Origin of the sequence: Ignatzschineria indica (assembly GCF_003121925.1) — a bacterium.
Classification (GTDB): Bacteria; Pseudomonadota; Gammaproteobacteria; order Cardiobacteriales; family Wohlfahrtiimonadaceae; genus Ignatzschineria; species Ignatzschineria indica.
On the sequence record NZ_QEWR01000002.1, the window covers coordinates 370,626 to 383,613 of the forward strand.

The window sequence follows — 12,988 nt, forward strand, 5'->3', positions numbered from 1 at the left end:
GATGAAAACAAAGTTTGCAAATATCTACAATTTAGGGGTAAAAGAGCTTTGGTCACTCTTTCGTGATCCAATGTTACTTATTCTTATTGCATTTACCTTTACCGTTTCGGTCTATACAGCAGCAACTGCTGTACCTGATGGCTTACAGAATGCCGCAATTGCGATTGTTGATGAGGATCGTTCTACGCTCTCTGAGAGAATTCAGAGCGCATTCTATCCTCCTCAATTCACATTACCGGAGGAGATCACCCTAAGTGAGATGGATTCTGGTATGGATCGTGGAAAATATACTTTCGTTCTCAATATTCCCCCCTCTTTTCAGCAACATCTATTAGGTGGAAGAGAACCAACGATTCAACTCAATATCGATGCAACGCGTATGACTCAAGGTTTTACGGGCAATATGATCATCAATCAAATCATCAATGCTGAGGTAAGAGAGTATCTTAAACGTGAACGAATTGATGCCGATCTCCCGGTTAATATTGTAGAGAGAATGCGCTTTAACCCGAATCTCACTGCCTCATGGTTTGGTGCCATTAATGAAGTTATCAACCTGGTGACGATGCTTTCGATTATCTTAACGGGAGCGGCAGTTATTCGAGAGCGGGAGCGTGGAACGATAGAGCATCTTCTTGTTATGCCACTGACCCCATTTGAGATTATGTTATCGAAAGTTTGGGCAATGGGCTTAGTGGTTTTAATCGCATCAAGCCTCTCTTTAATCTTTGTGGTTCAAGGTGCTTTAGATGTTCCTATCGAAGGCTCTATTTTGCTCTTTATCTTTGGTGCAGCACTGAATCTCTTTGCTACAACCTCTATCGGTATCTATTTGGCAACAATTGCACGAAATATGCCCCAATTTGGCATGTTGCTACTCTTAGTCTTAGTCCCCCTACAGATGCTGTCAGGTGGTATGACTCCAAGAGAGAGCATGCCGGAGCTTATTCAAAACATCATGTTACTAGCACCAACAACACACTTTATCGAATTAGGTAAAGCGATCCTCTTTAGAGGTGCCGGAATAACCATTGTCTGGCCATCGATGCTCTACCTGATTCTAATTGGTGTTGCTTTCTTCTACTTTGCCAATCGTCGCTTTAAAAATACGATTGGGCAGATGGCATAGCGATCACCCTAAGAGGGGATTAAATTCCATAAATATTCTGCCTCTAAAAAAGAGAGATAAAAAATGCCGCTTTCCAATGAGAGCGGCATTTTACTTGATATTAAAATTGATATTAAGATCCCAATATAGGGTCCTAATATGAGATTTAATCATCCTCAAAAATCTTATTATTAGAAGCTGTAGCGAATCCCTAAGTTGAGCTCATTAGCGCGCTGTTTACTCTTTTTAACATCAAAGTAGCGATGGTCATCATGATTAACTTTGCCATAATCGGTGAAACGATAGCTAAGATCTACTGCAACATCTCTATTGATGGCATAAGCAGTACCTGCACTAACATTCCAGGCAAAGTTCCCTTTACTTTTTGATGTATATTGATCTTCAGCAGGATTAGAAAACTCATTCTTCAAACGCGCATACCCCAAGCCTGCACCGATATAGGGCGTCCACTCTGTGCCGGTATTAAAGTCATAATACGCATTGAGCATAACCGATTGTGATTTCATCTCACTGCTGTCGCCATCAATCGTAAATTTTACTTTACCATTATATCCATACTCTAATTCTGTTCTTAAAGTATCCTCTAAAAGAGGGATTGAAAGACCATAGGCGATACGAAGTCCGGCAACACCCTTGCTCTTTTTAAAGCTATCAGAATCTGTTAGTTCAAATTTATCTGTCGCATAACTCCATACTCCTTTAGCAGAAATATATTGATCAAAGCCTTGCGCCATACTGAAAGAACTCAGTGCCATTGCGGAGATTACTGATGCCATTAATAATCTTTTCATAATTTATCTCTCTGAATCTATCAAATAAAAAGGATATCAATATAGCACAGCACTTAAAAAGTGCTGGTACTACATCAATTTTTCATTAATAACTTCCTAATACTATAGGACACTTCTTCCCTAAATTGGCGCCAAGAGGGATGCTCTTCTTGAAAATATTGGTATTGAATAAGGGGTTCTAAAATTGCACCTGTATAGAGAGAGGTTAGTGTTGCTAGTGAAAATCGGGAATCAATCTCTTCTGAAGCTATTCCCTCTGCCAGTAGTTGTTGCATCCAAAAATGAGGTTTTAACTCATCTTCCACCGTTGTCCAAAATTTATATTGAGAGAGTAGCGCAAACTGAACGCTTGCAGAATCGGCGTGATAGAGATCATAGGTATAACGCTGCATCTCTTGTAATCGCTCAATAATACTTAAGGAATCATTACGCGCAATCATGCCAATTTCAGCAGTATATCGTTTTAATATTAAACGAAAGAGATAGAGTGCCATCTCCTCTTTACTCTTAAAATGTTTATAGAGGGCAGCTTCTGAGGTTCCCGCCTCTTTCGAGATATCGCGTACCGAGACAAGATCATAACCTCGTTCAGCAAAGAGTGTTAAAGCAGCAATAAGATAACGGCTTTTGCTCCCCTCATTTGAAAAATCAAATTTCATACGCGTCCCTTTTCAATTATTTGGAGTTTTAATTTAAAGTCCTAATTAAAACTTTAATTTAAAGTCTTAATTTAAAGTTTTAACTTTGAATCTTATATTTCGTGATTACAGTCTGATAGAACGTTACTCAATTGAGTAAAATTAATCACCCAAACGAGTCATTCAAGCTAACAATCGTTAACGTTTAGTATAGCAGAAATTGTCACTCATCCCTCCTGTTTCTCTATCGCTTGACTCCCTCCCTTTATCTAAGACTTTATACACTCAATACACTCATCACACCTATTGCACCTATTGCACTTATTACACTGACTGCACTTGCTACAATTAGGCATCATCAAATTACTAAACAAATGACTAAACAAATTATTAAAACTAACTAAGTTAACACTTGATTACTTTTCTGCTTGACTTCAGTGGTAGAAGAGCATAATCTAGCCGAAGTTAACTATCGTTTACCTTACTCTTCATCTTCTATCTAATTAAATGGTAATAGAGGTCCGCTATGCGCCGATTCTTATATCTTCTCTTTAAGTTGTTCTATCGAATAGAGCTCAATATTGATCCTCGCAGTGAAATGGTAGAGGGGATTATTATCTGTAATCATCAATCTTTCTTAGATGGAATATTGTTAGGACTCTATCTTCCACAGCGTCCGCTCTTTGTCATTGATCGCAGAATCGCGGCACGTTGGTACTTTCGCCCACTTCTTCGCTTTGTTTCCCACTTAACGGTTGATCCACGCCACCCTATGGCAATTAAGCAACTGCTACAACATGTGGAGAAAGGGAAAAGTGTTGTGATCTTCCCTGAAGGACGTATCACGCTAACAGGGAGCTTTATGAAGTTTTATGAAGGTGCCGCTTTTATCGCTCAAAAGAGTGGCCGGCCACTTATCCCCGTCTATATTAATGGCGCACAGCTCAGCTACTTTAGTCGCTTAAAAGGTGTTATCAAACAACGCGCCTTCCCAAAGATCACTATCGATGTTGACGCCCCCCAGTATCTATCAGACAAGCAGAAACCCACTACAGATAATGATGTAGATAATAGAAAAAATAACCGAAAAAGAAGACTCTCTCACCATGAACTTGCCAATAAAACGCAGGAGATCCTCATGAATACCCGTTTACATACTTTTCAACCCACCTCGCTTTTTGCAGCACTTCTCTCTGCACGTGAGCAATTTGGTAAAAAAACCGCAGTCCTAGAAGATATTGAACGCAAAGCATTGAACTATCAACAAATTATCACCTATAGTCTGCTCTTTTCCCGCCTCTTTTCTCGCATAACAGAGGAGAAAGAGCGCGTCGGTCTGATGCTACCGAATAGCTCTGCAGCAGCAATCTCTCTCTTCGGCCTTAATGCGATCGGCCGTACAGCAGCGATGATCAATTATACTTCCGGATTAGAAAGCATTAAGACATCCCTAATTGCCGCCGATATTCAACAGATCATCACCTCTAAACGTTTTCTGAAAGAGGCTAAGTTAGAGGGCATTGTCGCAGCACTGCCACATATTCAATGGCACTACCTTGAAGAACTGAAACCACAGATCACTTTCAAAGATAAATTATGGGCTCTTTGGGCGAGACGCAACCCTCTGCGTCAACTCCCTAAAGTTGATGCCGATGCAGAAGCAGCCATTATCTTTACCTCAGGATCGGAAGGTATCCCTAAAGGCGTTGTCCATAGTAATCGCTCACTACTCACCAATGTTGAGCAGCTACACACCGTTGCCGACTTCTCCCCTAAAGATACCTTTATGGTGACACTCCCTCTATTTCACGCCTTTGGTTTAACCGTTGGATTACTCACCTCCCTCTTTTCTGGGGCAAAGGCTTTTCTCTACCCCTCGCCGTTACATTACCGTATCATTCCTGAGCTTATCTATGAGACACAAGCGACCGTTCTCTTTGGAACATCCACCTTCTTACAAAATTATGCACGCTATGCTCACCCCCTTGATTTCTCATCACTTCGTTATGTTGTTGCCGGCGCAGAGAAGTTAAATGAACATGTTAAGGAGAATTGGCTGGAGAAGTTTGGTATCCGTATCTTAGAAGGATATGGCGCCTCCGAATGTGCGCCAGTGATCTCCATCAATCTCCCAGGCAACTATAAAGCTGATCGCTTAGGAAAGCTTCTTCCTGGTATGGAAGCAAAGTTACTCCCAATTGAAGGGATTGCAACGGGCGGGAAACTCTTAGTTAAGGGGGGAAATATTATGAAAGGATATCTCTTTGTCGATCAACCCGGGATCCTTTCTACCACTTATCTCGATAATCATAATGGTTGGTATGATACAGGTGATATTGTCACGATTGATGAAGAGGGCTTTCTGAAGATTGAAGGACGAGTCAAACGCTTTGCTAAAATTGCCGGCGAGATGGTCTCACTAGAGACAACAGAGCGCCTCTTTCATGAAGCGTATCCCGACTATCAACACGCTGCCGTGATTCGTAAAGATGATAAAAAGGGAGAAGCTATTGTGATCTTTACAACAATTCCAGGAGATCCCGATCGGAAAGCATTAGCAGAGACTGCTCGCCTTTTAGGTCTGCCAGAATTAGCAATTAGTAGAGACTATCGCTACCTCCCAGAGCTTCCAAGATTAGGCAGTGGCAAGGTCAATTATCAAGCCCTCAATGAACTCATAGAGGAGAGATCGATAGAAGAGGCCTCAATATGATCAATGGAATCAATAGAATCAATAAATTAAGAGTAAAAAATGGTAAAAATCTCCTTTCAATCGATCGGGAACGACTCTTTAATCGAGGCATCATTACTACCGCAAATGCACAATTCTTCTCTGCATTTGCCGATAACGCCCTCTTTTTTGCCCTGCTAGAATTACTCCAAAGTAGTCATTATGGAAGAGAGAGTAGTTATATCCTTCAAGGTTCTTTTCTCCTCTTCTATATTGCTCTTGCCCCGCTTGTTGGCTTTCTTGCAGATAATATTGCCAAATCGAAGATTCTGTTGTGGGGAAATGGATTAAAGATTGTAGGTGTGCTCTTGCTCTTTATCGATGCTAGCCCTTTTCTAAGCTATGCTTTTGTCGGCTTAGGTGCGGCGATCTATTCACCGGCAAAGTTTGGCATCTTAAGCGAGTTTGTTACGGAGAAGTTACTAATCAAAGCCAATGGTCTGATCGAAGGGTCAACAATTGTTGCGATTCTCTCCGGCGCAGCACTCGGTGGATTTCTAGCTGAGGGCAATCCTCTCTATGCTATTTTACTAACATTAGTCGCTTATCTATTAGCCACTCTCTTTAATTTTTTAATTCCAACTATTGTCGTGGAAAAACGTGCCCCATTTAAACCAAGGGTCATTTGGCACCTCTTTACCACAACGCTTAAAACGCTCTTTCAAGATCATCGGGCCCGCTTTGCAATTATGGGAACTTCCCTTTTCTGGGCAGGAGTCGCCACCTTAAAACTGCTTCTTAATGATTGGGTAAGAGAACGTTTAGGTGCCGGCACAGAAGTTGTCGCGCAATTAAGTGTTATCGTCGGCATAGGAGTCATTGCCGGAACGCTCTTTGCCGCCCTCTTTATCCGAAGTGGCAATCTCTTTATCAGCCTATTTTCCGGCATTCTGATGGCAGGATTGATCTTTCTCTTTCTTCTACAGGAGAGTTATTATCTCACCATCTTTATATTACTACTGATCGGCGCTTGTGGTGGTGCTTTTTTAATTCCACTCAATGCACTGCTCCAGACACGCGGCTCGCTCTTTAAGAGTGTAGGAAGTGCCATCGCTATTCAAAATCTGTGTGAAAATAGTGTCATGCTTCTAATGATCGGGCTCTTTGGTGCTCTTGCTAGTTTTTCCCTTATCTCTATTCAATGGTTAATGGCACTCTTTGCTCTGCTCTTTCTCTTAAGTGTCATAATGCTCTTTGTTGAAGCAAGACGTTATCGAATCTTTGCACGACAATGATAGACATAAGCAGGAGGGAAATTTTTAACTACCCGCTTTCGTTCCCACTGAAAGTAGCGGGAGAGTACACGCTCCATTCTTTGGGTATATTGAAAAAGGATAAAATCACCACCGGTATGTTGCAAAATCGCTAAGACTGAGCGCAAAATCTTTAAGGAGACACGCAGAGGAAGGGATAAAAAAGGAAGACAAGAGAAGATAATATTGTAAGGTTGACTCAACCGCTCTGCTGAATGCTTATGGAGCGTAAGGCGCTGATCACTGATCCCTTCCAAGTCGGCAAAAAAGAGTGGATTGATCTCATAAGCTGCTAATGTTGAATCCGCGGGCATCGCATGAAGTATATGCTTTGTTAAAACACCGTCACCGGCACCTAATTCCGCCACTCTTAAATTGGGTTGATTCCAATCTAATTCTGAAACCATCGCCCGGCAGAGGGTTGGTGATGAGGGCATCAATGTTCCAATACTACGAGGTGATTGAATAAAACCTTGTATATAGGTGAGATGCTTCTTATAAGAAGGTGCCATAGTTATTTCATTATCCTTTGTGGGGAGCTCAATTGTTTTAGCCCAATACCACCATTATAGCAAAAAGTGACCAACTCTTGATCAATTCTCTCTATCAACCCCTCTTATAATTCCCTCTTATAATTTTCATAGCACTTTCGTAGCGCTTTTAATAATGCCTTTATAGTTCTTTTACGGTTCTTTTATAGTCTCTTTTATGGTGTTTGCCTATAACGCTTCTATCACTTTTTGTCAGGCATCGATAAAGTGACCAGAAAAGCTGTAAGAATTATTAAAATTGCACATTTGTTCTCCAGGAGGTTACTTTTCTCCCTTACTCATTACATAATCAATAATCACTCTTCAGAAGAAAGAAAAAGATCAGCCAGCTTGAGTTTTGAGTAAATGACCCTCATGTAGTTAAAACGTAGTCTCAAACTTTTTTCTGTGGCATCATATTCTTTAATATCACTTTAAGCGCTTCTAGAGAAAAGCAGATCAGATCGATTCAATTGAAGTAAAAAGAACCAAGTTTTATTTATCATTCTATTTATCACTAAAACTATAAGGAGTAATCAACTTATGACCGATTTTCGTATTGAAAAAGATACCATGGGCGAAATGAAGGTTCCCAATGAGCAACTTTGGGGCGCACAGACCCAACGTTCATTAATGAACTTTAAGATCTCTACCGAGAAGATGCCTAAAGAGCTTATTGAAGCGCTCGCAATTGTAAAACGTGCAGCGGCAAAAGTGAATATGGATCTTGGTGCTTTAGATGCTAAAAAAGCAGAAGCGATTATCGCAGCGGCTGATGAAGTTTTAGCCGGCAAACATAACTCTGAGTTCCCCCTCTCTCTCTGGCAGACAGGTTCTGGTACTCAGACTAATATGAATATGAATGAAGTATTAGCTAACCGTGCAAGCGAACTCTTAGGTGGTGTTCGAGGTGAAGAGCGTTTAGTCCATCCTAATGATGATGTCAATAAAGCACAAAGCTCTAATGATACTTTCCCAACAGCAATGCATATTGCGGCAGTATTAGAGATCAAACGCCTTCTCCTTCCTATGTTAGATCGTCTCCATACAACCTTTAAAGCAAAAGCAGAGGCATTTAAAGATATTGTCAAAATTGGTCGTACCCACCTTCAAGATGCAACACCATTGACATTAGGGCAAGAGATCTCTGGCTGGGAAGCGATGTTAGCTCATAGTAAAAAACATATCGAAGCAGCACTTCCCCATCTCTATGAATTAGCGCTTGGCGGCACTGCCGTTGGAACAGGCCTCAATACCCATCCAGAATATGCTGTTCGTGTTGCTAAAGAGATAGCAGACTTCACAAAAGAGCCTTTTGTAACAGCCCCAAACAAGTTTGAAGCTTTAGCAACAACTGATGCCATTGTTCAAGCACATGGCGCATTAAAAGGCCTTGCAGCATCACTCAATAAGATCGCTAATGATGTTCGCTGGTTAGCGTCAGGTCCTCGCTCTGGAATTGGTGAAATCTCTATTCCTGAAAATGAACCTGGAAGCTCAATTATGCCGGGTAAAGTGAACCCAACACAATCTGAAGCTTTAACGATGGGATGTGCGCAAGTATTCGGTAATGATGTTGCGATCAATATTGGTGGCGCATCTGGTAACTTTGAGCTCAATGTCTTCCGCCCTATGATTATCAATAACTTCCTGCAATCTGTCCGCATTTTGGGCGGCGGTATGGAGAGCTTTAATGATCACTGTGCTATCGGTATTGAACCTAATCGCGATCGTATTACAGAATTAGTCAATAACTCTTTAATGTTAGTCACTGCACTCAATACCCATATTGGATATGATAAAGCGGCAGCAATTGCGAAAAACGCTCATGCTAAAGGGACAACATTAAAAGAGTCTGCGCTTGAGCTAGGCTACCTAACTGCTGAGGAGTTTGACCAATGGGTTGTTCCTTCAGAGATGGTGGGAACACTCAAATAAGAACCAATATAGAGAACAAATAGAGCCTTAGAGTATTTCTTAGAGTGTTAATTACTCAATAGAGAGAATGCTCGACGGAACGCTTCTAAAACAGCTTTTAAAATTACTTTTAGCGCTAAAAGAAGACGCCACCTTACAAAGGGTGGCGTTTTTTTATACTATCGTGCAATTTATAAACAGCTCCATAGGTTGTTATTATGGAGTAGTAATGATATATCTTTACAGATCTTTTAATTATTTAAATAAATACTCTTTAGTGATTGATAATAAAGTATTTATTTTAATGATTAACTTAATCACCAAAAATGATCACCTCCCATTAATGAGAGAGTTTCCAAGAATCAGAGAGGCGTTAGACCTTATCTAAGCCACTATGTAAGCTGTTGCTAAGAGGATAGATTCAACTCCAAAAGGAAGAGGTATCTATTAAATATCCATTAAATACCCATTAATATCCAGAAATTTCTACCATTTTTATCAGTTGTAGTATCGATAGCACTAATAACGCAAAAAGTGTCAAAAAATGTAAACCATAAGATTTAATCAATGAGTTTAATATCTGTTTAATGTTTAAGCTATTGCGCGACTATTATCGGGCTATTGAGCTCTTAATATTAAGCTTTTAGCCTTAAGCTTTTAGATTAAATCGATAGATCTTCACATCAGAGGAGAATGAGTGATGCTCACAAAAATTTTACAAGATCAACAATTACCGGCATTATCCCCCGCGGAATTCTTTCCATTGATCGGTAAAACTTATCTTGAAGATGAGGTTGTCTGTGTTAACAGATTAAAAGAGAGTTTAACATTTGATGCATCCACATCGAATAAGATCCGCCAAGAGACCTACTCTCTTATTAAAGATATTCGGAGCAAGCCCGATATTGAGAGTTCGCTCGATGCACTATTACGAGAATATAATCTCTCAACAAAAGAGGGATTGGTTCTAATGTGTCTTGCAGAAGCGTATCTGCGCATTCCTGATAAAGCCTCTGCGGATGCTTTTATTAAAGACAAACTTACCGGCATCGATTGGGAGAGCCATCGCGGTAATAGTGATAAGAGCCTTGTTAATTTCGCCACTTGGGGCTTGATCTTAACGGGCAATATTATCGACGTCAATGAAGCGAGCGGTCTTTTCAAGCGTGTCTGTAATAAATTGAGTGAGCCGATTATTCGTCGTGCAACCTATCAAGCGATGAAAGTGATGGGTAAGCAATTTGTCCTAGGTGAGACAATTGAAGAAGCGCTCTCTAATGGACGAAAACTACGAGAAGGCGGCTATACCTATACCTTTGATATGCTTGGTGAAGCGGCGATGACAGAAGATGATGCTGCACGCTATTTTGAAGATTATAAGCAAGCACTCTTAGCTGTAGGAAAAGAGAGCCCTCTTCCCAAGAGCCCAAAACCTTCTCTCTCTATTAAATTATCGGCATTGCACTCTCGCTACAATGTCGCCAATCATGATCTTGTGATGAGTGAGCTCTTTGAATGCGTTAAAAAGTTAGCGCTTTTAGGGAAAGAGCGTGAAGTTGAGATCAGTATTGATGCTGAAGAGGCTGATCGCTTAGAGCTCTCTTTAGAGCTCTTTGAAAAGCTACTCGCTGAAGAGGAGATAGCTCAATGGGGTGGACTCGGCTTGGTCGTACAAGGATATGCTAAACATGCGCTTCCAACGCTGATCTGGGCAACGCTTCTGGCTAAAGCAAAAAATACCACGATCCCTATTCGCCTTGTAAAAGGAGCCTATTGGGATACTGAGATCAAAGATTCACAAGTACGTGGATTAAATAACTTCCCCCTCTTTAGCCGTAAAGAGAGTACCGATATCTCCTATCTTGCATGTGCGAAATATCTTCTCTCCCCTATGGCGCAAAACCATATCAAACCACAGTTTGCAACTCATAACGCACAGACTGTAACAGCTATTCTCAATATTAGCGATATGGCGCAAAACCCCAACTTTGAATTTCAACGACTCCATGGCATGGGAGAGGCACTCTATAATGAAGTGATTGAAAAACGTGGCTGTAGCGTGCGTATCTATGCCCCTGTTGGTAAGCACCATGACCTTCTACCCTACCTTGTCCGTCGACTTTTAGAAAATGGAGCAAACTCCTCATTTGTCCATCAATTGGTCGATCCAGAAGTGACAATCGAATCATTAGTAGAAGATCCTATTTCACTCCTTTCTCAATATGATTCTATTAAAAACCCTGCAGTGATCTATTCCGATGATCTCTATGGTAAACGTCGCAACTCTCGTGGGCTTAATACCAATGTCAGCTCAACCTGGGACCCCTTTGCCCAATCTTATGAGAAGTTCTTAAAGCAGAGTTGGAGAGCAACGCCTATCATCGGTGGTCAAAGTATCACGGGTAACCCAGAAGTAGAGAGCTACTCACCGGCAGATCAGAGTCGTTTTGTCGGAAAGGTAAGTACCGCAACTGCTGAAAATGTTGAAGCCGCAATCACAACACTGCAATCCGCATGGTTTGATTGGAATGCTTTAGGTTTTGAGAAGCGTGCAGAAATTATTGAAAAATTTGCCGACCTATTAGAAGCAAACCGTGAAGAACTCATTGCACTTTGTAGCTTAGAAGCGGGAAAAACAATCCAAGATGGTGTTGATGAAGTCCGTGAAGCGGTCGATTTTTGCCGTTACTATGCAGTGGAAGCGAAGAAGTATCAAAATGAGATTCTCTTCCGCAGTGCAACAGGTGAACGCAATACGCTCTTCTATAGTGGAAAAGGGGTGATTGCTTGTATTAGCCCTTGGAACTTCCCACTGGCGATCTTCCTCGGTCAAGTTGTTGCCGCACTTGTTACCGGTAACACTGTTTTAGCAAAGCCGGCAGAAGCAACGCCGATGATCGCTTACCGCGCTGTAGAACTTCTCTTTGACGCAGGTCTGCCACAATCTGTAATTGCCCTTCTTCCCGGAGATGGAAAACTACTTGGGGATCTCTTTACTAAAGATCCACGTGTCGTTGGCGTCTGCTTTACCGGCTCAACTGGAACTGCAAAAGCAATCAATCGCAATCTCGCTGAACGTGATGGAGCTATTCCGATGTTAATTGCAGAGACAGGTGGACAAAATGCGATGTTTGTTGATTCAACGGCACTTCCCGAACAAGTGGTGCGCGATGTTCTTCAATCTGCTTTTGTCAGTGCCGGCCAACGCTGCTCTGCACTTCGTGTTCTCTATCTCCAAAATGAGATTGCGGATCGTATTATTGAGCTTCTCAAAGGTGCGCTTGCCGATTATGTTGTCGGACTCCCCTTTGAGCGAAAAACCGATGTAAGCACTGTTATTGATGCGCGTGCAAAAGCAGGCTTAATGGAGCATATCGAGAAGTTGACTGCCGCAGGAAAACTGATTGCACAAGCACCTGAAAGCCCTTGCCAAAATGGCTTCTATATCTCCCCGGTAATCTTTGAGATCGATTCGATCCTAGAATTAGAAAAAGAGCAATTCGGACCGATCCTCCATATTGTTCGTTACCATCGCGATGATCTTCCGCGCCTATTAGATGAGGTGACCCGTTCAGGCTATGGCTTAACGATGGGGATTCATAGCCGTAATGATACCTTCGTCAATGATATTGTAGAGCGCGCTCGTATTGGGAACTTCTATGTCAATCGTAACCAGGTAGGTGCGGTAGTTGGTGTACAACCCTTTGGCGGCATGGGACTTTCAGGAACAGGTCCTAAAGCAGGTGGTCCTAACTATCTACTTCGCTTTATGAGTGAGCATTCACTCTCCATCAACACGGCAGCAATTGGCGGTGATGCTGCACTCTTCACCCAGGCTTATGCTGTGGATGAAGGAAATCAGAGCGATCATCCGGCAACAGAGGAGCGCTCTTCGTCTAAATAATATTCATCAAGCTGAGATCATCCCCACTTTCGATACAAAAATGGCATAATTATCCTTTTTTGTTCCATTGTGGTGGATGACTCCATTAAAACATG

Annotated in this window: 8 protein-coding genes; 5 read left to right on the forward strand and 3 right to left on the reverse strand. The window is 41.6% G+C overall.

Annotation, left to right across the window (positions count from 1 at the left end; genetic code table 11):
- Position 1: 1 nt before the first annotated feature.
- Positions 2-1,129 (forward strand): ABC transporter permease, encoded by a 1,128-nt coding sequence (locus tag DC082_RS01755; protein WP_109235492.1) that lies wholly within the window; start codon positions 2-4, stop codon positions 1,127-1,129.
- A gap of 170 nt (positions 1,130-1,299) precedes the next feature.
- Here the strand turns inward: DC082_RS01755 and DC082_RS01760 are convergent, their stop codons facing one another.
- Both DC082_RS01760 and DC082_RS01765 read right to left on the reverse strand, forming a co-directional pair.
- Entirely contained in the window at positions 1,300-1,920 is a 621-nt protein-coding gene (locus DC082_RS01760; RefSeq protein ID WP_109235493.1) for an outer membrane protein, read from the reverse strand.
- A 74-nt stretch (positions 1,921-1,994) separates the two neighbouring features.
- The gene (locus DC082_RS01765; RefSeq protein WP_109235494.1) at positions 1,995-2,579 is read right to left on the reverse strand and encodes a TetR/AcrR family transcriptional regulator; all 585 of its coding nucleotides are present in this window, start codon (positions 2,577-2,579) and stop codon (positions 1,995-1,997) included.
- Positions 2,580-3,084: 505 nt separating this feature from the next.
- Between DC082_RS01765 and DC082_RS01770 the strand changes: the two genes are divergently transcribed.
- Together DC082_RS01770 and lplT are read left to right on the forward strand one after the other, a co-directional pair.
- The gene (locus DC082_RS01770) at positions 3,085-5,271 is read left to right on the forward strand and encodes an AMP-binding protein (RefSeq protein WP_109235495.1); all 2,187 of its coding nucleotides are present in this window, start codon (positions 3,085-3,087) and stop codon (positions 5,269-5,271) included.
- Positions 5,268-6,524 (forward strand): lysophospholipid transporter LplT, encoded by a 1,257-nt coding sequence (gene lplT, locus DC082_RS01775; protein ID WP_109235496.1) that lies wholly within the window; start codon positions 5,268-5,270, stop codon positions 6,522-6,524. Before DC082_RS01770 ends, lplT begins: the two co-directional genes overlap by 4 nt.
- Here the strand turns inward: lplT and DC082_RS01780 are convergent.
- A complete protein-coding gene (locus DC082_RS01780; RefSeq protein ID WP_109235497.1) occupies positions 6,500-7,054 on the reverse strand; it encodes a class I SAM-dependent methyltransferase in 555 nt (184 codons plus the stop codon). The genes lplT and DC082_RS01780 overlap by 25 nt on opposite strands.
- A gap of 561 nt (positions 7,055-7,615) precedes the next feature.
- Here DC082_RS01780 and fumC point away from each other — a divergent pair.
- Both fumC and putA read left to right on the forward strand, forming a co-directional pair.
- A complete protein-coding gene (fumC, locus tag DC082_RS01785) occupies positions 7,616-9,010 on the forward strand; it encodes a class II fumarate hydratase (protein WP_109235498.1) in 1,395 nt (464 codons plus the stop codon).
- 679 nt (positions 9,011-9,689) lie between these two features.
- Positions 9,690-12,893: a bifunctional proline dehydrogenase/L-glutamate gamma-semialdehyde dehydrogenase PutA gene (putA, locus tag DC082_RS01795; protein ID WP_109235500.1), complete on the forward strand. Its 3,204-nt coding sequence runs from the start codon at positions 9,690-9,692 to the stop codon at positions 12,891-12,893.
- Positions 12,894-12,988 lie beyond the last annotated feature (95 nt).

Coding starts and splice junctions, on each gene's coding strand:
- DC082_RS01755 (WP_109235492.1), top strand. CDS start 2: ATGAAAACAAAGTTTGCAAATATCTACAATTTAGGGGTAAAAGAGCTT.
- DC082_RS01760 (WP_109235493.1), bottom strand. CDS start 1,920: ATGAAAAGATTATTAATGGCATCAGTAATCTCCGCAATGGCACTGAGT.
- DC082_RS01765 (WP_109235494.1), bottom strand. CDS start 2,579: ATGAAATTTGATTTTTCAAATGAGGGGAGCAAAAGCCGTTATCTTATT.
- DC082_RS01770 (WP_109235495.1), top strand. CDS start 3,085: ATGCGCCGATTCTTATATCTTCTCTTTAAGTTGTTCTATCGAATAGAG.
- lplT (WP_109235496.1), top strand. CDS start 5,268: ATGATCAATGGAATCAATAGAATCAATAAATTAAGAGTAAAAAATGGT.
- DC082_RS01780 (WP_109235497.1), bottom strand. CDS start 7,054: ATGGCACCTTCTTATAAGAAGCATCTCACCTATATACAAGGTTTTATT.
- fumC (WP_109235498.1), top strand. CDS start 7,616: ATGACCGATTTTCGTATTGAAAAAGATACCATGGGCGAAATGAAGGTT.
- putA (WP_109235500.1), top strand. CDS start 9,690: ATGCTCACAAAAATTTTACAAGATCAACAATTACCGGCATTATCCCCC.